Consider the following 21,942-nt stretch of genomic DNA (forward strand, 5'->3'; position numbering starts at 1 on the left):
AATAAAATCATTCAAAAGTAAACATAAATTGTGATTACCAAATTATAAGTAGTAAACTAATCAAATTTATAACATTAAGCTAATGTTAAAATTACATTGAATTAATTTAGCGCAAACGCTATTAAAATAACTAAAATAATTTAAAAAGTCTTTTTTTTAGTACATTTAAATAAAAAAAGTTATGAATACTAAAATCAATTTTGAAAACATCCTTTTTTTGGACATTGAAACGGTTCCTGAAGTTGAGTTTTTTTCTGATTTAAATGAAGAAAAACAAGAATTATTTGCGTTGAAAACACAATATCAGCGTAAAGATGAATTATCTCCTGAAGAATTTTATGAACGTGCTGGAATTTGGGCTGAGTTTGGTAAAATAGTGTGTATATCTGTAGGTTATTTTACCAATTTTAATTCGAGCTCCCGAATGTTTCGTGTTACATCTTTTTTTGGTGATGAAGTAAAAATTTTAGAAGATTTTAAAGATTTATTGAATAATCATTTTAATAAACCAGCACATGTTTTGTGTGCTCATAATGGTAAAGAATTTGATTTTCCTTATATAGCCAGAAGAATGATAATTCATCAAATTCAATTACCTGTAAAATTGAATTTATTTGGTAAAAAGCCATGGGAAATACCTCATCTAGATACTATGGAGTTATGGAAATTTGGTGATTACAAGCATTTTACTTCATTAAAATTATTAACATCTATTTTAGGGATTCCTTCACCAAAAGATGATATTAGCGGAGCTCAAGTGAGTGAAGTGTATTATAAGGAAAAGAATATGGACAGAATTGTTACGTATTGTGAAAAAGATACTATTGCAGTTGCTCAATTACTTTTACGATTTAACAATTTACCATTACTAGAGGAATTGAATATTATTCATATTTAAAAAAGTGTTTAGTATAAAAGATTCCTGCCTTCGCAGGAATGACATTAAATAGATTTTTTTAACTGATTATTTCTGAAAAAATATGAATTTAAAGAATTTTATTTTATGTGTATTCTATCTAACTTAAACAGCTGTCATTCCTGCGTAGGCAGGAATCTCTTAAAGAGACCACTAATTATTAATAGCGAAAAAGCTATTGTTCTTACATTGTATAAATTTGAGAAGTATAACTTTTTTAATGTAACAATTAATTAAAGAACTGTCATTACTGCGAAGGCAGGAATCTATTTATAATTTAAAAATTAAACTTCATCTTCCAATTTAGCAGAGAGCTCTAGCCAACGATCTTCCTTGGTTTCAATAGAGGTTTTAATTTCCTGTAATTTAATAGAGAGTTCATTAATTTCTTCTCCAGTTAAATTACCTGTAGTAAATAAATTTTCAATTTCTATTTTTTGATTTTCTAGCTTTTCAATTTCATTTTCAATAGAATCGAATTCTTTTTTTTCATTATAAGACAGTTTGACTTTACTTACTTTTTTTTCTGTTGAATCTATTTTTTTGGGTTCTGTATCTTCTTCCATAGGTTTAGAATCCTCATACACTCTATAATCGGAATAATTCCCCGGAAAATCTTCAATAACACCATCACCTCTAAAAACAAATAAATGATCAACAATTTTGTCCATAAAATACCTGTCGTGAGAAACAACAAGTAAACAACCGGGAAAGTCCAATAAAAAATTTTCCAACACGTTTAGGGTTACAATATCCAAATCGTTCGTTGGTTCATCTAAAATTAAAAAGTTAGGGTTTTGAATTAAAACAGCACATAAATACAAGCGTTTTTGTTCGCCACCGCTTAATTTTTCAACAAAATCGTATTGTCTTTTCCTACTGAATAGAAAGCGTTCCAATAGCTGTGCTGCAGAAATTTTACGCCCTTTTGTAAGAGGAATATATTCTCCAAATTCTTTAATAACTTCAATTACTTTTTGTCCCGGTTTTATTATAATACCATTTTGTGTGTAATACCCAAATTTTATAGTTTCTCCTACAACAACTTTACCGGAATCAACAGGTATTTTTTGAGTGATAATATTTAAAAAAGACGATTTTCCTGTTCCGTTTTTACCTATAATTCCTATACGTTCACCACGTTTAAAAACGTATTCAAACTTATTTAAGATTTGTAAATCGCCAAACGATTTTGAAATATGATGCAGTTCTAAAATTTTAGAACCCATACGTTCCATATCAATTTCTAATTGTACAACATGGTTGTTTCTGCGCTTATGGGCTTCTTCTTTAATTACAAAAAAGTCGTCAATTCTAGATTTGGACTTGGTGGTTCGGGCTTTAGGTTGCCTACGCATCCATTCCAATTCTTTTTTAAATAAGTTTTTAGCCTTGTCAATACTAGCTTGCTCTTGCTCTATGCGTTCTTCTTTTTTTTGTAAATAGTTAGAGTAATTTCCTTTGTAAGTATAAAAACCACCGTTATCTAACTCTACTATTTCATCACAAACCCGTTCTAAAAAATAACGGTCGTGTGTTACCATAAACAAGGTTATTTTTTCTTTTTTAAAGTAATTTTCGAGCCATTCAATCATTTCTAAGTCCAAATGATTGGTTGGTTCATCCAAAATCAATAAATCAGGTTTATGAATTAAAATAATAGCCAAAGCTAATCGTTTACGTTGTCCACCTGAAAGGTTGCTTACTTTTTGGTCAAGGTTATCGAGTTTTAATTTAAAAAGAATTTGTTTGTATTGCGTTTCAAAATCCCAAGCGTTTAATCGTTCCATTTTTTCAAAAGCTGCTTGATATGCTTTTTCATCTGAAGGATCTTTCAATGCGTGCTCGTATTCTTCAATAATTTTTAAAGTAGCATTGTCTGAATTAAAAATAGTTTCTTCAACAGTTAGGGTACTATCTAATACATCTACTTGAGACAAATATTCAATTTTCAGCCCTTTTCTACAAATTACCTGTCCTGTATCCGGACTACTCACACCCGCAATAATATTTAGCATTGAGGTTTTTCCTGCACCATTTTTAGCAATAAATGCAATTTTTTGATCTTTATTTATTCCGAATGAAATATTGCTAAAAAGTTCAACTTCACCATAAGATTTTGAGATATTTTCTACCGATACGTAATTCATTCAACTTAAATTTTTGACAAAACTACATAAAAAAAACCGAGAATTAAGTCTCGGGTTTTAAAGTAAAATTAAGTTGTTTATTATTCTTTAACTATTTTGGTTATTATAGATTTTTGTCCGTCATTAACTTCTAAGAAATAAACATCAGGCTTTAAATTTGAAATATTAATGCTTTCTTTATTCCCTTTTCCTGTTTTTACAACCTGTCCAAGCCTGTTAGAAATTTTGTAGCTCAAATTTTCTTTTTTGTTGAACTTAATTTGAATAGTTTCGGTTGTTGGGTTAGGATATACATTTAAGTCGGAACCTATTTCAAAACCTAAATCTTCAGAAGGAATAAAAGCTAAAGACGAATTATAATTAACAGTTGTACTGCTAATATTTACAGTATAATCTTCAACTTCTCCGTAAGTAAATGTTTCGCAAGCAGTTTGAGAAGAATTATATTTCATTGAAACACGCATTCTGGTTTGTCCGCTTACTGCATCTGAAGGAATTGTAATATCTGCTGATAAATTTCCTGAACTTGATGAAGATCCTGTAACCATTTTTTCGGCATCGGCAAATGTTCCATCTTGGTTAAAGTCAATCCATACAGCCCAATATTCTGTGTAAGAAGAGCTTCTAAAACCTGCACTTATTATAATTTCATTGGTAGTTCCTTTTGCTACAGTTGCAACACTAGATGTATAATCAGCATAACCACCATCATTACCTGTAGTATTTGTCATCCCTCCAAAAGAAACATAATCAATCCATTCATAAGAAGAATTATTTCCTTTAGAATCACAATAAGTAATTTGGTTATTTAATGTTGTTACACTCACAGCATTACTGGTATTAGATACATTTCCTGCATCATCTTTAGCTTTAATTGTGAAGCTATAAGTAGTTGCAGCTGTTAAACCTGTAACTTGATATGTAGTTGTTGTAACTGAGGTTAATAAACTGGTTCCCTGATAGACATCGTAGCTGGTAACAGCCACATTATCTGTAGCACCACTCCATGATAGATCAACTGTAGTATTTGTTGTATTACTTGCTGTTAAAGTTGGTGCTGTTGGAGCTTGAGTATCTGGAGCTAATGTTGTTACAGAAACCGTATTGCTGCTTTCAGAAATATTTCCGGCTTCATCTTTTGCTTTAACTGTAAAGCTATAAGATGTATCTGCAGATAAATTTGTAACCTGGTATGATGTACCTGTAATAGAAGTTAATAAAGTAGTTCCTTGATAAACATCATATCCCGTAACACCTACATTATCTGTAGCACCACTCCAAGATAAATCAACTGTAGTCTGTGTAATATTGCTTGATGTTAAAGTAGGAGCAGTAGGCGCTTCTGTATCAGGAGCACCCGTACCTAAAACAACGGTATAATCTTCAACTTCACCATAAGAAAAAGATTCGCAAGCTGTTGGAATTGCGTTGTATTTCATAGATACCCTCATTGTTGTGCTTCCTGTTATAGCACTGGTTGGTACTGTAAAAGTTCCACTAACAGGTGTTGTTTTTGAAGCTGCATTTGTCCACACTTGTTCTTCTGAATCATCAAAATCACCATCTTTATTATAATCTATCCAAACACTATAACCTTCACTGTAAACTGTACCGGTCCAAGTTGGTGTAATAGTAATAGTATAGGTATCACCTTTTACTAAATCTGTAGAAATAGAGGTATAATCTGTATAACCGCTTGATGCTCCTGTACTATTATCAATAGTTCCTAGCTGTACACGACCAATATATTCGTCACTTACACTATTTCCTGCAGAAGTACAATACTCTATAGAAGTATCTCCATATTCTTTACCAACACCCACAGCGTAAAAAGCATTGGTAGTGGCAATAACTTCTGCTGAATCTGCGCCGTATAAATCTTCTGCAGATTGAATACCAGATGTTCTTGCTTCAGCATAAGTTGAATTTGCTGATAAATAAAGGCTTTCTAATCTAAATGCAATTTGTGCAGCTTTGTCAATTCCAATACCGGTTACATTGTAAGAACTTCCAATATCATTAGTTCCAGATTTTCCTTCCGATAAAATATAAAACCAATGATTTAACACTCCTGAATTGGTATGTACACCACAATAATCGTTACTAGAGCTAGGAGTACAATTTACATCAACCCAATTAGTACCTCCATAGGTATCTGGCTGCCCTTCATCTTTAGGGTTGCTCATAGATCTTAGAGCAACACTTGTTGTTCTTCTTTCAATATCTTCACCAATTAACCATATATCTTTTTCAGGAGCAGCGTAAGCTTCTACACAAGCAGCCCAAATATCAGAAAAGGCTTCATTCATAGCTCCGGATTCTTTTTGATAAGCTAAATCTGCAGTATTTGTACATACTGCATGACCAATTTCATGTGCAGCTACATCTAATGATGTTAAAATATCAAAATAACCATCACCAACAGTTCCGTCAGAGCTACCATCACCGTAAGTCATTCTTGATCCATCCCAAAAAGCATTGTCATAAGCAGTATCATAATGCACATAACTATTAATAGTTGCACCGGCATCATCAAAACTGTTTCTTCCGTGTTTATCTTGCCAATAATCATAAGTCATTTCCGCACCCCAATGTGCGTCTAATGCGCCATTGTCTTTGGCAGTGTTATCCCATTCTGCTGCAGTCCAATTATTATCATTATCACTAAAATCAACAGCAGAGCTATAATTGGTACCTTCATTCATATCATAAGTTTTAATACCATTGCCTCGGGTAATATCACTTAAAATATAACTACCACTGCTTGAAGATGTTTCAATGGTTTTTGTGCCGCTATATCTTGTGGCAGCATTTCCCGCAGTTAATAATTTATCGGCACTTTTAGCTTTGGTTACTTTAGAGTAGTATTCTTCAAAATCTATTCCTAATAAATTATCAGCATGTTTGATAATGGCATTATAAAATAAAATTTCACCATTTTGAGCATCAACATAAACAAATCCTCTACTTATTGGTTTTGTTGCATAAATATCGAATTTATAAGCTAACTTATTTTCTTTTTTATCAATAATGTAACCTGGTAAAATTACCAATTCGCCTTTTGGTTTATCATATTTTATAAGTTTAGCGTTTTTGGTTTCTTGCCATAAATAAGATGAAGCACCAATGTGAGAAATTGCTTTTTGAAATGCAGTTGCTTCTGAAAGACTTGGTTTGGTGTTTAAATTTTCAATTTGATAAAATTCACCGGAAATAGATTTTATTTCTCCATTTTTACTGTGAACAATTGGGGTAGCAAAATCAACTTTTACATTGTTGTAAAATTGTTGGTGTTTTTCGTGAGTAAAACCTAGTTTATCTTTTTTACTTTTAGTGAAAACTATATTATCTTCACTTTTAAGATTTAATTGTTCTTTAAATAAAAGATCTTTTTGATTGGTTTTGTAAACCTTATCTATTTTTTTCTTTAAAGAATTAGGTTTGGCATTGAGTTTTGGTTCTTTTTTTTGCGCGTTGATTTGCCCTATAAATAAGGAAAAAACAACAAAAAAAACAGCAAAACTTTTTTTGGAGTAGTTTTTTTTCATATGAATTTAATTTTGGGGTTTTGGTTATAAAAACATTAAATATGTGTCGAAGATATTAAAAAAATGTTAAAAAACTATAAAAACATACCGTTTATATAAAAAAACATACCGTTTGTTTAAAAAATCATACAGTTTAATTAAATTAATTACTTTTGATATATGAGTATAATTCTTAATGTAAAAGACCTTTCAGTTTCTTTTAAAACTGACGATAATTACAATAAAGTTGTTAAAGGGGTTTCTTATATTGTTAATGAAAATGAGATTTTAGGAATTGTTGGTGAATCGGGTAGTGGAAAGTCAGTTTCATCATTGGCTATTTTAGGACTTTTGCCTAAAAGTACTTTGGTTGAAGGAGAAATTATTTTTAAAGATATTTTATTAACCAAAGTTACAGGCAAGCAATTTAAAAAAATTAGAGGCAATCAAATTTCTATGATTTTTCAAGAACCAATGAGTTCTTTAAATCCCAGTTTAACATGTGGTTATCAAGTATTAGAAATTTTACTTCAGCATAAAAAAATATCAAAAAAAGAAGCAAAAAAAGAGGTAATTGAATTGTTTAAAAAAGTAAAGTTGCCTAGAGCCGAAACTATTTTTAATCATTACCCACATCAAATTTCGGGCGGACAAAAACAACGTGTTATGATAGCGATGGCTATAGCTTGCAAACCTCAAATTTTAATTGCTGATGAGCCTACAACTGCTTTAGATGTTACCGTTCAAAAAGAAATTATTTTATTATTGAAAGAATTGCAGCAAGAAACAAATATGAGCATCATTTTTATTACTCACGATTTGGCTTTGGTTTCTGAAATTGCAGATAGAGTTTTAGTAATGAAACAAGGAGAAATTGTTGAGCAAGGTACTTCAACAGAGTTATTTAAAAATCCACAACATAATTACACAAAAGCACTTATAAATTCAAAGCCCAATTTAAATTTCAGATTAAAAAAGCTGCCAACTGTACAGAATTTTATGGAGCAAACTATTAATAATGAAGTTTATACTGAGGAGGAAAGAAACAATTTTCATTCAAAAATATACGCAAAAGAACCTTTGTTGGAAGTAAAAAATTTAGCTACATATTTTGGTAAAGAAAGCAATTGGTTTTTTGAAAAAGAACAGCTGGTAAAAGCAGTAGATAATGTTTCGTTTCAACTGTTTGAAGGTGAAACATTGGGTTTGGTTGGCGAATCGGGTTGTGGAAAAACCACGTTAGGCCGTACAATTTTACATTTAGAAAAAGCTACTAAAGGAGAGCTGTTTTATAAACAAAAAGACGTAACAAATCTTTCAAATAAAGAATTAAAAGATTTCAGAAAAGAAGTTCAAATAATTTTTCAAGATCCATTTTCTTCTTTAAATCCTAGAATTCCTGTTGGTAAAGCCATTATGGAACCAATGAAAGTACACGGAATTTTAAATTCTAAAGAAGAACGAAAGCAATATGTTTTAGAAATTTTACAACGTGTTGGCTTAAATGAAGAATATTTTTACCGCTATCCACACGAATTTTCAGGCGGGCAACGTCAACGAATTGGTATTGCGCGTACCATAGCTTTAAAGCCTAAATTAATTATTTGTGACGAATCTGTTTCGGCATTAGACGTTTCGGTTCAAGCTCAAGTTTTAAATTTGTTGAACGAGTTAAAACAGGATTTTGGTTTTACGTATATTTTTATTTCGCACGATTTGTCTGTTGTAAAATATATGTCTGATCAACTTATGGTAATGAATAATGGTAAAATTGAAGAAATTGGTGATGCTGATGAGGTTTACAAAAATCCAAAATCAAGCTATTCTAAAAAATTAATTGATGCTATTCCTAAAGGAATTTAACAGCAATATATTGTATATTGCACCTGTAAATGAGCACAAAAAGTATACATAGATTTTTTTTGGTTGTAGCCTTGGTTGTTACAGGATTTTCTTATGCTCAAATTCAACCTTTTTTTGAAGAAAATAACTTAAATTTTCAAGAACATTTTTTTGAAGCTCTAAAGCAAAAAGCAATCAATAATTTTGGAAAAGCAGTTGAAAGTCTTGAAAAATGTTACGAGATAGACCAAAATAATACTGCTGTAGAGTTTGAACTTTCAAAAAATTATTTGGAACTAAAAAAATATGAAGAAGCCGAAATATTTGTAAACAGAGCCTTGAAAAAAGAACCTAAAAATGTGTATTTATTACAGCATAAAGAAGCTATTTATAAGGCTAAGAATAATTTAGAAAAAGCAATTGAAATTCAAAAAGAAATTATTAAGTTAAACCCTAAATTTAGTGATGAGTTGGTGTTGTTGTACATTCAGAACAGAGAATTTGAAAAAGCTGGTAAATTAATTTTAGAAATAGAAGACATGGCTTTGTCAACCACTAGAATTAAAAGTTATAAAGAATATCTTGAAAACAGAAAATTACCGGTTTTAACTTCTCAAAATAATATAGATACTTCTAATGAAGATATTGAAACATTAAAAAAACAGTACAAGGAACATAAAGATTACAAAATACTACAACAAATTTTAATTAAAGAAGCAGAAAGCGAATATTTTGAAAACTTGTATAACGATAGTAAAGAAGCATTAGAATTATTTCCTTCGCAGTCCTTTTTGTATAAAATGAATGGTTTAGCTTTAAACAAACTTGGAAAATATAACGAAGCAATTTCCGTTCTTACAGTTGGCATTGATTTTGTTATTGATAATAATAAATTAGAAGCAGATTTTTATGAAGAACTATCAATAAGTTACAAAGGTTTAAATAACAATAATGAAGCTTTAAAATACCAACAAAAAGCTAAGGAGTTAAGAAAAGAAAATTAAATGAAACATTTTTCAAAATTATGTGTAGTGCTGTTATTAGGAATTACTTCATGTAAATCCACTAAAAACATAACAACAGCCGAAACTATAAGTGTATTATCAACCAAAAAAATAATTAGCAATCATTACGAGAATAATTTTAAACAAAATACGGTAACAGCTAAATTAGATGTGAAATATAAAGATAAAAAAACATCGGTTAGTGCTAATATAAAGTTGCGAATTGAGAAAGATAAAACTATTTGGATGAGCGCAACAAAATTAGGGATACCTTTAGCGAAATTAAAAATTACTCCAACCAGAGTTAGTTATTACGAAAAATTGGATAAAACGTATTTTGATGGAGATTTTTCTTTGCTAAGCAAATGGTTAGGTACAGAATTAGATTATGAAAAAGTACAAAATATATTGTTAGGACAAGCAGTATTTAATTTGAAAAAAGGAAAATATATATCTTCAATTGAAGATAATTTGTATCGAATAATGCCAAAAAAAGACAATGAATTATTTAATATTTTGTTTTTTATGAATCCGGAAAATTTTAAGTTAAATAAACAAGAAATTAGAAATCCGGCAAAACAACAACTATTAACAGTTTCATATCCAAAATATCAAAATGTTAACGGAATTCAATTTCCTGAAGATATAAAAATTAAAGCTATAGAAAAAAAGAAGTTAACTACCATAGATATTGAATATCGATCAGTAGAATTTGATAAAGAATTAACTTTTCCGTTTTCTATACCAAATGGTTATAAAGAAATTAGTTTAAAATAATGCAGTTTAAATTACATCATATTCTTATTGTTTTAGCGCTGCTGTTAAGTATAAATGTTTCGGCTCAAAAATCGAAAAGAGAACGCCTTGAAGCCCGCCGTATACAGCTGCAAAAAGATAAGGTTTACATAAATGCGTTGCTTTCAAATACCAAAAGGAAAGAAAAAAATGTGCTGGATGATTTAAAAGATTTGAAAGATAAAATTAAAACTCGGGAAGAATTTATTAACGCAATAACTAATGAAACCAACGAGCTAGGAAATGAGATCTATTTAAATCAGCTTGAAATTAATGAGTATAAAAGAGAGTTGGAAGCCTTAAAAAAAGATTATGCTGATATGATTTTTAAATCGTATAAAAGTAAATCTCAAAATAGCCGAATTATGTTTTTGCTTTCTTCTGAAAACTTTTTTCAGGCGTACAAAAGATTTCAGTACATGAATCAATACACCAAGTTTAGAAAGAAACAAGGAGAAGTAATTCAAGAAAAAACAGCTCAGTTGCAAGTTTTAACAGATTCTTTAACGGTAAAAAAACAGCAAAAACAAGCTCTTTTAAATGAGAAAAAACAAGAGCAATTAGCCATTGAAAATGAGAAAAAGGAGCAAGAGAATTTATTAAGTCAGGTAAAGAAAAAAGAAAGCAAGTATAAAAAGCAAATTCAGCAATTTCAAAAAGAAGAAGAACGAATAAATGCTCAGATTGATAAAATTATTAGAGATGCTATTGCAGCGTCGAATAAAAGAAATAAAGGTGAAATCTCCGGAAGTTCTTCGGCAACGTTTGCTTTAACTGCTGAAGCAAAAGAATTAGCTTCGCAATTTACACAAAACAAAGGGAAATTGCCTTGGCCTGTAGAAAAAGGGTACGTTTCTACATATTACGGTAAACAACCGCATCCTATAGTAAAAACTGCAACTATACAAAGTAACGGTGTTAGAATTACAACTAATGAAGGCAGTAAAGCCAGAGCTGTTTTTAATGGAACTGTTTTAGCGGTTCAGGTGATGACGGGTAATAAAAAAGCCGTTCTAATACAACATGGTAATTATATTACGGTTTATAAAAATTTAGAGAATGTTTGGGTTAAAAAAGGCGATAAAGTTACCACCAAACAAGAAATAGGAACCATTTTTACCGATAAAATTACAGGAAAAACCATTTTAAGCTTTGTTTTAACAAATAATGCTAAAACGGAAAATCCAACAGCGTGGATTTATAGAATGTGATTTTCACAATGAAATTTATTATACAATAGCAGGTATAAGTCTTACGTTGATTGTACTTTTTATATAGCCGATAAGCATATTGTTTTTTTAAATAAGTGCACTTATTTATAATTCATTAGAATCCAAACTTTTGTTTTACAAATTGTTGGATTAAAGTCACAGTACCTTTAATACCAAGGGCTGAAGAATTGATACAGATATGGTATGATTCAGCAGCTCCCCAAACTTTGTTGCTGTAATAGTTATAATATCCTGCGCGTTTTTTATCCATTTTCTCAATAAAATCTTTGGCTTTACTCTCCGATAATTGTTGAATTTCAGCAATACGTTTTACTCGGTCTTCTATATTGGCACTAATAAATACATTTACGCAGCGTGGATTTTCATGTAAAACATAATCAGCACAACGCCCTACAAAAAGACATGATTTCTGTTCAGCCAATTCGCGGATAACATCACTTTGTATTTTAAACAATGTCTCGTTACACAGGTAATTATTCACATTAATTTCATCAATTAAAGAAGTACGTAAACCAAATAAACCTCCTAAAAGACTATGACTTTCTTTTTCATCAGCTTGTTCAAAAATCTCTTTCCCTAGCCCGCTTTCCTGCGATGCAATTCGAATCAATTCCTTGTCGTAAAAAGAAATGTTTAATTCAGAAGCTAATTTTTTTCCAATTATTCGACCTCCACTACCAAGCTGTCTCCCTATATTTATAAAAAATTTTTCGTCCATGGTTGAATTGTTTTAGAAGAATAAAGTTACATCATAATTTTAGATTTTCGATATTGTGTAATTAGCAAATATGCTGCTACAATACTTGATAACAAATCTGCCGTAGGCATACTGTACCAAACACCTTTTATTCCGAAGAATGACGGGAAAATAAGAAGGCACGGTAATAAAAAAAGTACTTGACGAGCTAACGACATAAAAATGGCTTTGCCCGGCATTCCAATACTTTGAAAGAAATTTGAGGTAACCATTTGAAAACCTACAATAGGAAACAGAAACAATACTATGCGTAAACCCGGTACGGCTATTGCGATTAATTCTTTATCATTGGTAAAAACGGCAGCAATGGTATGAGGAAAAATTTCACTCATTAAAAAGCCTACAGCCATTATACCGGTAGCTAAAATAATAGTTAATTTTAATACTTGATTTACTCTGATATATTGTTTGGCTCCAAAATTATAGCCGGCAATAGGCTGCATACCTTGGTTAAGTCCCATTACAATCATAAGAAAAAGAGCCGAAACTCGATTTATAATTCCGTAAGCACCAACAGCCAAGTCACCACCATGCTTTATAAGACTTTGATTGATGATAATTACAATTATACTTGTAGCTGCATTCATTAAAAACGGAGCCATACCAATTGATAAAGAATCAACTACAATTTTGCGTTTTAACTTATATATTCCCTTCTGTAAATGAACTAAATTTTTCTTGTTACTAAATAGCTTTATTTGCCAAATTAACATAGATGTTTGAGCTATAACTGTAGCAAACGCAGCTCCTTTTATTCCCCAGTTTAATACATAAATAAATAAGGGTGTTAATACAATATTGATGATAACTGAAAAAATGGTAGCATACATTGATTTTTGAGGATTGCCGGTTGATCGCAATAAGGCATTTAAACCAAGATACATGTGTGTTATTACATTACCAAGTGTAATAATTATCATATAATCGTGGGCATATGGGATAGTATCGGAACTGGCACCAAAAAAATAGAGTATAGGATCAAGAAAAAGGAGTATTATTACCGTATAAGTAATCCCAAAAATTAAGTTTAATGAAAATACGTTCCCTAAAATATTGTTGGCAGTACTGTAGTCTTTTTGTCCTAAACGTAATGACATTAACGCAGCCGCACCTGCTCCAACTAATGATCCAAACGCAGCTGCTAGATTCATTAAAGGAAAAGTAATAGCTAATCCTGATATAGCCAACGCACCTACTCCTTGACCGATAAAAACACTATCAGTTATGTTATATAGCGATGCTGCCGTCATAGCAATTACAGCCGGAATGGCATATTGCATAAGCAAACTCCACACATTTTCACTACCTAATGCTATAGGAGATCCTTTTTTCTCCATAAATTTATTTAACTTGTCCTTAAAAAAACAAAATCAAATCAATTAGAAATTAGTATTGCAGAGTTAATGGTGCGAACAATAAAATTGAATTGATTAAGGCTTCGAAATTACTATTATTTTCAGTATTGAATTGAAAAATCTATATTTAATTTATTAAAAATATAATTGAAAGGGTTGATGTTAATCAGCAAATAAGGCTTTTAATTCTGTAGCTTGGTGTGGATTCATTTTACCTGAAAGTATTAAACTTAGTTGTTTACGTCTTAAAGCACCTTCATAACGTTCAATTTCAAGATCAGTTTCAGGTTTAACTTCAGGAACTTCAACAGTTTTTCCAAACTTATCTAGAGCTACAAACGTATAAATTCCTTCGTTAACTTTAGTTCGTTGTAAGGTTTCTCTATCTTCAATCCAAACATCAACATACACTTCCATTGATGATTTAAAAGCACGAGAAACTTTTGCTTCAACAGAAACAACACTACCAACAGGTACAGGTTTTTTAAAAGAAACATGGTTTACAGATGCTGTTACTACAATGCTGTGCGAATGTCTTTTTGCAGCAATACTACAGGCTCTATCCATTCTTGCCAATAATTCACCTCCAAATAAATACCCTAGCGGATTGGTTTCTCCGGGCAAAACAATATCAGTTAAAATTGTAAGCGATTCTTTAGGTGTTTTTACCATGCCAAATAGTTTTTCACAAAGATATGGGTATTTTTTAAAAGAAGAATGTGTTTAAAAGTGAATTCTAGTATTCTTTAACAAGCAGCCAAGCTTCAGAAGATTCAGTTCTTTTAATTTTATTTAGTGTATTGATAGCATCATTTTTAGAGTTAAAACTCTCATACGCTACCTGAGTTAAATTCCATTTATTAACACCTAAAATTTTAGCATTGTATCCTTTTTCAATAAGCTGAATTAATTTTTTTTCAGCATTTTCAGGCTCTCTAAATGCTCCGGCAATAATGTGGTAATTAAAGGTTTCTTTGGTAACATTTAAAGTGATAGCAGGCAATGGATTGCTTATAACAAAAGTTGCTTCTTGTATGGTTTTTTCTACTTTTTGCTGTTGTTGTTCAGCTTTAGCAACCATGTTGTTGTATTGATGTGTTTGGTACTGATTCCAACCTACAGAACCCAAAGCAAAAATAATTGCAGCAGTAGCTGCGTATTTTATAAATGCAGGAGTTTTACGCTTATTTTCTTCTGAAGGAAGGATAGGTGCAACGGTTTCTAATTGTCGTACTTTTTCTTTGTATGCGATGCGTTTTACAGCCGGAGAAACATAAGAACTTAAACCAAACGAAGATGTTAAATAATTAACCGTTTTATTAGGTTCAAAAATAAGTTTTCCTTCACTGTTCAAATTGAAAGAACCAATATTTTCCAATTCAAGTTCTTCCTTTTTCAAAGAATTTTTCCAAAAATCAACTTCAGTTTCAATAAATTCAACAGCATTTGAATATGAAATATTTTTTGCACCGGCTACATAATTTACCAATAATCCATCATTATTTTGTAAATGAGAATTAAAAGTTAATTGTTTGGAAGGAGCATAAAAAGTATGCGTGTAATTATTTACTCTTGCCGAAATTTCGTTAGTAACAAAACCTCCAAAATTTGGTACAATCACACATTCATATCTGTATAATAAATCGCTTATGTATTTTGCTAAAGTCATTAAAACAAATATAGAAAAAAGCACACTTAAAATTAAAAGTTATGCTATTTTTTATTAACAATAATTTTATATATTGACCCTCAAATTGTTAAAAAATGCTTGAAGAAGATTTACTGTATGTTTTAGCGTTGCAATGCGTTAAAGGAATAGGAGATGTAAGTGCAAAAAAGCTGATTTCTCACTGTGGCAGTGCTAAAAATGTATTTAAAGAGAAAAGAAGTTTACTTGAAAAAATTAATGGAATTGGTACATTAACGGTTAAAAATCTATTTGATTCGACCAATTTGAAAGAAGCTGAAAAAGAGCTTAATTATATCCGAAAAAATAATATTTCTACCCTTTATTTTTTAGATAAAGAATATCCCGAAAAATTAAAACATTGTTTAGATGCTCCAATTTTGCTTTTTAAAGAAGGGAATATCAATTTTAAAAATCAGCCCATTATAAGTGTTGTTGGAACCAGAAAAATTACAAGTTACGGTCGTGATTTTTGCGAAAACCTAATACACGATCTTAAACAATATAATCCAATAATTGTAAGTGGTTTTGCATACGGAGTTGATATTTGCGCTCATAAAGCTGCCTTAAAAAACAAGTTGCAAACCATTGGAGTTTTAGCGCATGGGTTGGAAGATGTTTATCCTAAAATTCATAAAAAATACATAAACGAAATACATAAAAACGGTGGTTTTTTAACAGAGTTTTGGCATGATAACAGTATTTATCGTGAAAATTTTTTAAAAAGAAATCGCATTGTTGCAGGCATTTCTGATGCTACAATAATAATTGAATCTGCTGAAAAAGGAGGTTCATTAGTAACAGCCGATATAGCAAATTCATATAATAGAGATGTTTTTGCAGTTCCGGGAAGAACTACAGATGTTTACAGTAAAGGTTGCAACGCTTTAATTAGAAGTAATAAAGCAGCAATTTTAACTTCTGCTGAAGATGTAATTGAAATGTTGAATTGGGAATTAAAAAATGAAAACCCAAAAGTTATTCAAAAGCAACTTTTTGTAGAACTTACAGAAATTGAAGAGCATGTATACGATTTTCTGCTTCAAAACGGAAAGGAATTGTTAGATATAATTTCTGTAAACTGTCAACTGCCAATTCACCAAACAACCTCTGTACTATTCAATTTGGAAATGAAAGGTGTTGTAAAACCATTACCGGGCAAATTATTTGAGGCAGTTTAATTTTTAAATATTAAAATAACTTTAAATCTTATTGTTTTACCGATGAAATGGAGTATTAATCTTTATTTTTGCTGAATAAAATAAAAAAGATGATAGAAATCTCAAAACAAGCAAAAGGACTTATTTTTGATTTAGACGGCACAGTTGCTAATACAATGCAAAATCATTTTGAAGCATGGAGAAAAGCAATTTTACCACACGGAATAGATTTTAATGCAACGTTATTTAAAGAACTTACGGGTATGCCTCGTACCGCAACTATTGAAAAATTAAATGAAATGTTCGGAACAAATATGGATACTCAAAAGGTGGGAGATGTAAAATCAAATCACTTTGAAAAATTGGCACACTTAACAGAAGAAATTAAAGTTGTTACCGATGTTGTTAGAAAATATCATGGTATTTTACCTATGTCAATTGGCACCGGAAGTCACAAAGCAGGAGCTTTTAAAACTTTAGAAGTAATTGGAATGAATTCTTATTTTGATGTGGTTGTTACTTCAGATGATGTTACGAACTTTAAACCACATCCTGAAACCTTTTTGAAATGTGCTGAGCTTATGGGAGTAAATCCAAAAGATTGTGTGGTTTTTGAAGATGGTATTTTGGGGATACAAGCTGCAGAAAAAGCAGGAATGATGGTAGTTGATATAAACGATTATTATGAAATGGAGTTTAAAGTATAACTATTTTTTATGATTGATACTTTCAATAATTACTGTTGCTACAATTAAAAAGCCACCAATAAAAATAGTTAAACTAGGAATTTCATTTAAAAATAACATTCCCATTAAAATGCCATAAACAGGTTGTACACTACTCATTATACTTGCAGTACTTACGTTGAAGTTTTTAAAACTCATTACAAATAAAGTGTGCCCAATAGAGGTTGTTACCAAAGCTAAAGCCGCTAACGCTTTCCAATCGTTTACTGTTGGGTTTACTTCAAAAACAAATAATACAGGCCATAAAACCAATGTAACTATTACCATTTGGTAAAACATAAGCATTGAACCATGGTAATTTGTCACTTTCTTTTTCATTAAAATATTTCGAATTGCGTAAAAAACAGCTGAGATCAACCCAAAAATAACACCTTTGGTATGGTTATTTTCTAAGTTAAATTCCGGAGATAAAAAATAGATACCGATAAGTACTATAATTCCTAAAACTACGTGTTTAAAGTTAAGCTTTGTTCTAAAAAAAACAGGCTCTAATAAAGCTGTAATTACAGGATAGGTAAATAAAGAAAGCATTCCTATAGCTACATTAGAAAGTTGTAAGGCATAAAAATAAGTAACCCAATGCGCTCCAAAAAATAAGCCACTTACAATAATTGAAGCCAAATCTCTTTTATTAAAAACTTTGAGATTAATTTTTTTATACCAGCAAAACAGTCCTAAAATTACAGCAGCAAATAAACAACGAAACCAAATGGTAACAGGAGGCGGCATAGAAACAAATCTCCCTAACGGTCCTGATGTACTTATCAAAATGACCGCAATATTAAGTTCGATGATATTTTTTAAGTGTTGATTTTTCAACTGTTCATTTTTTGAAGGGTTTCTAACGCTTTTTTAACAGAAGTAATTTTAGTAAAGGTTACTAATAAACGCAATCCGTTTTTAGTTTCTTTCTCTTTCATAGTACAACTTGCTGTATTTTGTTGTACAAATTGCAGCACTTTTGTAAATATAGGCGTTTGGTAATAAGAACTTTGCTGATTTGCAATAAAATAACCAACCATTTTATTGTGCTTTAAAATAAGCCTTTCAATACCCAATTTTTTTGCAATCCATTTTATGCGAACACTGTTTAATAAATCAACTACTTGTGTTGGAAGTTCACCAAAACGGTCAATGAGTTCTAATTCAAATTTTTGCAATTCATCTTCGTTTTTAAGCTCACCTAACCTATTGTATTGGTTTAAACGTTCTGTAATTACGTTGATATAATCATCAGGAAAAAGAATTTCAAAATCGGTATCAATTTGAATTTCTTTTACATATTCTTTAGGTTTATCTGAAGTGTCTTTATACAAGTCTTTAAACTCATTTTCTTTCAGTTCTTCAATGGTTTCATTTAATATTTTTTGATAGGTTTCAAAACCAATATCGTTAATAAAACCACTTTGTTCACCACCTAATAAATCACCTGCACCACGAATTTCCAAATCTTTCATAGCAATGTTAATTCCGCTTCCTAAATCGGTAAACAATTCAATTGCTTGTATTCGTTTTCGTGCCTCTTCGGTCATCATATGATACGGAGGTGTAATAAAATAAGCAAAAGCTTTTTTATTGGAGCGCCCAACTCTACCACGCATTTGATGTAGATCGGATAAACCGAAATTGTTTGCGTTATTTATAAAAATGGTATTTGCATTTGGAACATCCAAACCACTTTCAATAATAGTAGTGGAAACTAACACATCAAATTCATTATTGATGAATGAAAGCATTAAACCTTCTAATTTTTTACCATCCATTTGCCCGTGACCAATACCAATTTTTGCATCAGGCACCAAGCGTTGCAACATTCCGGCAACTTCTTTAATATTTTCAATTCTGTTATGAATAAAAAATACTTGTCCACCTCGTTGAATTTCATATCGAATAGCATCACGAATTATTTCTTCATTAAAACGAATCACATTACTTTCAATGGGATGGCGGTTTGGTGGCGGTGTACTGATAACAGATAAATCACGCGCTGCCATTAACGAAAACTGTAACGTTCTTGGTATTGGTGTGGCGGTAAGTGTTAGCGTATCAATATTTTCTTTTAGTGTTTTGAGTTTATCTTTAACTGCTACACCAAATTTTTGTTCTTCATCAACAATTAAAAGGCCTAAATCTTTATATTTTATGGCTGAATTTGTAAGCTGATGTGTACCAATAACAATATCAACCGAACCATTAGCTAAACCTTCTAAAACTCCTTTACGTTGTTTTGCTGTTCTAAATCTATTTAAATATTCAACAGCAACAGGAAAATCTTTTAAGCGTTCGCTAAACGTTTTAAAATGCTGAAACGCTAAAATTGTAGTAGGTACTAAAATGGCAACTTGTTTACCATTATCTACTGCTTTAAAAGCTGCTCTAACGGCAACCTCGGTTTTACCAAAACCAACATCACCACAAACCAACCTATCCATAGGCTGTTGACTTTCCATATCATTTTTTACATCTTGTGTTGCTGTAGATTGATCAGGCGTGTCTTCATAAATAAAACTGGCTTCTAATTCATTTTGCAAATAACTGTCCAAATTGTACTGATATCCTTTTTGGATTTTACGTTTTGCATACAGTTCAATTAAATTAAAAGCAATATGACGTATGCGCGATTTTGTTTTCTGTTTTAATTTTTGCCATGCACCGGAACCTAATTTGTATAATTTAGGAGCTGTACCGTCTTTACCGTTGTATTTTGAAATTTTATGAAGCGAATGAATGCTGATGTATAAAATATCTCTGTCACCATAAATAAGTTTAATAGCTTCTTGTTTTTTTCCTTCAACATCAATTTTTTGAAGTCCGCCAAATTTACCAATACCGTGGTCAATATGAGTTACATAATCACCAATTTCAAGATTTGTAAGTTCTTTTAAGCTGATGGCTTGCTTTTTTGCGTAACCATTTTTTAAGCGGAATTTATGGTAACGTTCAAAAATTTGGTGGTCGGTATAACAAACAAGTTTGTTTTCTATATCAATAAATCCTTGATATAATGGAAAAACAATGGTTTTGTATTCAATTTCTTTATCAACATCATTAAAAATATCGTGAAAACGATTGGCTTGTTTTTGCGAATCACAAAAAAGATAGTTTTCAAAACCATTTTTTGTGTTTTGATGCAAATTTTCAATTAATAAATCGAATTGTTTATTAAATGAAGGCTGCGGTTTTGTATTGAAAATAATTGAACCTTCGTTCTGAGTAGGTCGCTGAGCGGAGTCGAAGCGTTGATCCTGAATCTTTTGATGCGATTTCGAATCAAGCTCTGATTGAAGTGAATTAACAATTTCAACAACACTAAAATCTTGAAGTTCATTTTTTATATGCTCACCATTGCAAAATAATTCGTTTGGTTTTGCGTGGTTTATGGCACTTGATAAATTACTAAAAGCACTTTCGGCTTTACTGAAAAGCTTGTCTAACCTATCAGAAAACAACTCAATATTTTTAGTAAAAACAACCGTTTTATCGGAAATGTATTTTAAAAAACTTTCACGTTTTTCATCTAATGCCTTGTTTTCAACATTAGGCATAATGTTTATTTTCTTTAGTTTTTCAGTTGAAAGTTGGGTTTCAACATCAAAAGTTCTGATGCTTTCAACTTCATCACCAAAAAATTCTATTCGGTAGGGTTCATCATTAGAAAACGAAAACACATCAATAATACCACCTCTAACCGAAAATTCGCCGGGTTCTGTAACAAAATCGACTCTGTTAAAATGATATTCAAACAACACTTCGTTTACAAAATCTAAACTTAAATTGTCGTTTACACTTATTTTTAAGGTATTTCTGTTTAGTTCAGCCTTTGTAACAACTTGTTCAAAAAGTGCTTCAGGATAGGTAACAATAATAGCCGGTTTTTTTCGCGAATTTATTCGATTTAAAACTTCCGATCGCAATAAAACATTCGCATTATCGGTTTTTTCAATCTGATAAGGTCTTCGGTACGAACCCGGATAAAAAAGTACATCGTTATCATTTAAAAGTTGTTCTAAATCATTTAAATAATAAGCGGCTTCTTCTTTATCATTAAAAATTAATAAGAAAGGTTTTTCGGCCTTTTTAAAAGTTTCAGAAATAACAAAAGACAATGACGATCCAACCAAATTCGAAATTTGAAAATGGTGATTGCCTTTTGAAAGGAGTTGAACTATCTGTTTTTGCTGAACAGCTTGCTCAAAAGTTTTAATAATATGTTGTTTGCTCAAAAGTTGCAAATTTTGCCAAAGGTAGTATTTTATGAAAAATGAAAAAAAAATCGTTAAAATTTCTTAAATTTATAAGAGCGAAATTTTTAAAAACAATGTATTATGACTATTTCAGATTTGTATCCAACGGGTTTGCATGAAGAAAATATTGGACATTTTGCTACTATTGTTAGACTAGCTCTTATGGATGGTAAAATAGATTCTGATGAATTTATACTATTAAAAAGATTAGCTTTAAGATTAGATATTAGCAAAACTGAATTTAAAGATATTTTAAAAAATCCAACTAATTATCCTGAAAACCCTCCGGTAAGTTATGAGGACAGACTTGAACGATTATACGACTTAACTAAAATGTTATTTGTTGATAGAAATCCTACGATTGATAAAATGTCTACAATGGACAGAATTGCTATAGGTTTGGGATTTCCTGTAGAACACGCAAGAGATGTGGTAAAAGAAGCGGTAAAGTTCTTTTTTAAAGAACCTGATTTAGAAGATTTTAAAAATAAAATTAAAAAAGTAAATCCTATGAAACATTAACCTTC

At 30.7% G+C, this 21,942-nt stretch carries 16 protein-coding genes; 8 read left to right on the forward strand and 8 right to left on the reverse strand.

All coding sequences use genetic code 11. The features are described 5' to 3' along the window. Window positions 1-181: 181 nt before the first annotated feature. A complete protein-coding gene (locus HGB55_RS02555) occupies window positions 182-898 on the forward strand; it encodes a 3'-5' exonuclease (RefSeq protein ID WP_168814362.1) in 717 nt (238 codons plus the stop codon). 302 nt (window positions 899-1,200) lie between these two features. Here the strand turns inward: HGB55_RS02555 and HGB55_RS02560 are convergent, their stop codons facing one another. Then, window positions 1,201-3,066 (reverse strand): ABC-F family ATP-binding cassette domain-containing protein, encoded by a 1,866-nt coding sequence (locus tag HGB55_RS02560; RefSeq protein ID WP_168814364.1) that lies wholly within the window; start codon window positions 3,064-3,066, stop codon window positions 1,201-1,203. An 80-nt stretch (window positions 3,067-3,146) separates the two neighbouring features. Further along, window positions 3,147-6,614, reverse strand: a complete 3,468-nt coding sequence (locus HGB55_RS02565) for a M4 family metallopeptidase (RefSeq protein WP_168814366.1) — start codon at window positions 6,612-6,614, stop codon at window positions 3,147-3,149. Between the two features lie 159 nt (window positions 6,615-6,773). On the opposite strand from HGB55_RS02565, the gene HGB55_RS02570 reads away from it, so the two are divergent. The 4 genes from HGB55_RS02570 to HGB55_RS02585 are packed head-to-tail and all read left to right on the forward strand — an operon-like array spanning window position 6,774 to window position 11,445. Beyond that, the gene (locus tag HGB55_RS02570; protein WP_211047329.1) at window positions 6,774-8,456 is read left to right on the forward strand and encodes an ABC transporter ATP-binding protein; all 1,683 of its coding nucleotides are present in this window, start codon (window positions 6,774-6,776) and stop codon (window positions 8,454-8,456) included. A gap of 29 nt (window positions 8,457-8,485) precedes the next feature. After that, window positions 8,486-9,439, forward strand: coding sequence for a lipopolysaccharide assembly protein LapB (locus tag HGB55_RS02575; RefSeq protein ID WP_168814368.1), 954 nt, complete (start codon window positions 8,486-8,488; stop codon window positions 9,437-9,439). Next, entirely contained in the window at window positions 9,440-10,216 is a 777-nt protein-coding gene (locus HGB55_RS02580) for a DUF4292 domain-containing protein (protein ID WP_168814369.1), read from the forward strand. Then, window positions 10,216-11,445 (forward strand): murein hydrolase activator EnvC, encoded by a 1,230-nt coding sequence (locus HGB55_RS02585; RefSeq protein WP_168814370.1) that lies wholly within the window; start codon window positions 10,216-10,218, stop codon window positions 11,443-11,445. The genes HGB55_RS02580 and HGB55_RS02585 overlap by 1 nt, the downstream gene beginning before the upstream one ends. Window positions 11,446-11,560: 115 nt before the next feature. Here the strand turns inward: HGB55_RS02585 and HGB55_RS02590 are convergent, their stop codons facing one another. From HGB55_RS02590 to HGB55_RS02605, 4 genes are all read right to left on the reverse strand, one after another. Beyond that, complete coding sequence (locus HGB55_RS02590; protein ID WP_168814371.1) at window positions 11,561-12,184, reverse strand: AAA family ATPase; 624 nt, start codon at window positions 12,182-12,184, stop codon at window positions 11,561-11,563. 26 nt (window positions 12,185-12,210) lie between these two features. After that, complete coding sequence (locus tag HGB55_RS02595; RefSeq protein WP_168814372.1) at window positions 12,211-13,560, reverse strand: MATE family efflux transporter; 1,350 nt, start codon at window positions 13,558-13,560, stop codon at window positions 12,211-12,213. A 180-nt stretch (window positions 13,561-13,740) separates the two neighbouring features. After that, a complete protein-coding gene (locus HGB55_RS02600) occupies window positions 13,741-14,250 on the reverse strand; it encodes an acyl-CoA thioesterase (protein ID WP_168814373.1) in 510 nt (169 codons plus the stop codon). A gap of 64 nt (window positions 14,251-14,314) precedes the next feature. Then, complete coding sequence (locus HGB55_RS02605; protein ID WP_168814374.1) at window positions 14,315-15,247, reverse strand: SPOR domain-containing protein; 933 nt, start codon at window positions 15,245-15,247, stop codon at window positions 14,315-14,317. A gap of 95 nt (window positions 15,248-15,342) precedes the next feature. Here HGB55_RS02605 and dprA point away from each other — a divergent pair, with 95 nt between their 5' ends. Next, on the forward strand, window positions 15,343-16,446 hold the full coding sequence (gene dprA / locus HGB55_RS02610) for a DNA-processing protein DprA (RefSeq protein ID WP_168814375.1): 1,104 nt from the start codon (window positions 15,343-15,345) through the stop codon (window positions 16,444-16,446). A gap of 89 nt (window positions 16,447-16,535) precedes the next feature. Beyond that, window positions 16,536-17,132, forward strand: a complete 597-nt coding sequence (locus tag HGB55_RS02615; RefSeq protein WP_168814377.1) for an HAD family phosphatase — start codon at window positions 16,536-16,538, stop codon at window positions 17,130-17,132. Here HGB55_RS02615 and HGB55_RS02620 read toward each other — a convergent pair whose 3' ends face one another. Together HGB55_RS02620 and mfd are read right to left on the reverse strand one after the other, a co-directional pair. After that, window positions 17,133-17,990 carry a DMT family transporter gene (locus HGB55_RS02620; RefSeq protein ID WP_168814379.1) on the reverse strand — a complete coding sequence of 286 codons (858 nt, stop codon included), beginning with the start codon at window positions 17,988-17,990 and terminating at the stop codon, window positions 17,133-17,135. Beyond that, window positions 17,987-21,340, reverse strand: a complete 3,354-nt coding sequence (gene mfd, locus HGB55_RS02625; protein ID WP_371807796.1) for a transcription-repair coupling factor — start codon at window positions 21,338-21,340, stop codon at window positions 17,987-17,989. The genes HGB55_RS02620 and mfd overlap by 4 nt, the downstream gene beginning before the upstream one ends. Before the next feature lie 156 nt (window positions 21,341-21,496). On the opposite strand from mfd, the gene HGB55_RS02630 reads away from it, so the two are divergent. After that, window positions 21,497-21,937 (forward strand): TerB family tellurite resistance protein, encoded by a 441-nt coding sequence (locus HGB55_RS02630; protein ID WP_168814383.1) that lies wholly within the window; start codon window positions 21,497-21,499, stop codon window positions 21,935-21,937. Window positions 21,938-21,942 lie beyond the last annotated feature (5 nt).

The organism is Lutibacter sp. B1 (assembly GCF_012524075.1).
GTDB lineage: Bacteria > Bacteroidota > Bacteroidia > Flavobacteriales > Flavobacteriaceae > Lutibacter.

What these genes read in the sequence shown, in the direction of transcription:
- HGB55_RS02555 (WP_168814362.1), top strand. Translation starts at nt 182, where the DNA reads ATGAATACTAAAATCAATTTTGAAAACATCCTTTTTTTGGACATTGAA.
- HGB55_RS02560 (WP_168814364.1), bottom strand. Translation starts at nt 3,066, where the DNA reads ATGAATTACGTATCGGTAGAAAATATCTCAAAATCTTATGGTGAAGTT.
- HGB55_RS02565 (WP_168814366.1), bottom strand. Translation starts at nt 6,614, where the DNA reads ATGAAAAAAAACTACTCCAAAAAAAGTTTTGCTGTTTTTTTTGTTGTT.
- HGB55_RS02570 (WP_211047329.1), top strand. Translation starts at nt 6,774, where the DNA reads ATGAGTATAATTCTTAATGTAAAAGACCTTTCAGTTTCTTTTAAAACT.
- HGB55_RS02575 (WP_168814368.1), top strand. Translation starts at nt 8,486, where the DNA reads ATGAGCACAAAAAGTATACATAGATTTTTTTTGGTTGTAGCCTTGGTT.
- HGB55_RS02580 (WP_168814369.1), top strand. Translation starts at nt 9,440, where the DNA reads ATGAAACATTTTTCAAAATTATGTGTAGTGCTGTTATTAGGAATTACT.
- HGB55_RS02585 (WP_168814370.1), top strand. Translation starts at nt 10,216, where the DNA reads ATGCAGTTTAAATTACATCATATTCTTATTGTTTTAGCGCTGCTGTTA.
- HGB55_RS02590 (WP_168814371.1), bottom strand. Translation starts at nt 12,184, where the DNA reads ATGGACGAAAAATTTTTTATAAATATAGGGAGACAGCTTGGTAGTGGA.
- HGB55_RS02595 (WP_168814372.1), bottom strand. Translation starts at nt 13,560, where the DNA reads ATGGAGAAAAAAGGATCTCCTATAGCATTAGGTAGTGAAAATGTGTGG.
- HGB55_RS02600 (WP_168814373.1), bottom strand. Translation starts at nt 14,250, where the DNA reads ATGGTAAAAACACCTAAAGAATCGCTTACAATTTTAACTGATATTGTT.
- HGB55_RS02605 (WP_168814374.1), bottom strand. Translation starts at nt 15,247, where the DNA reads ATGACTTTAGCAAAATACATAAGCGATTTATTATACAGATATGAATGT.
- dprA (WP_168814375.1), top strand. Translation starts at nt 15,343, where the DNA reads ATGCTTGAAGAAGATTTACTGTATGTTTTAGCGTTGCAATGCGTTAAA.
- HGB55_RS02615 (WP_168814377.1), top strand. Translation starts at nt 16,536, where the DNA reads ATGATAGAAATCTCAAAACAAGCAAAAGGACTTATTTTTGATTTAGAC.
- HGB55_RS02630 (WP_168814383.1), top strand. Translation starts at nt 21,497, where the DNA reads ATGACTATTTCAGATTTGTATCCAACGGGTTTGCATGAAGAAAATATT.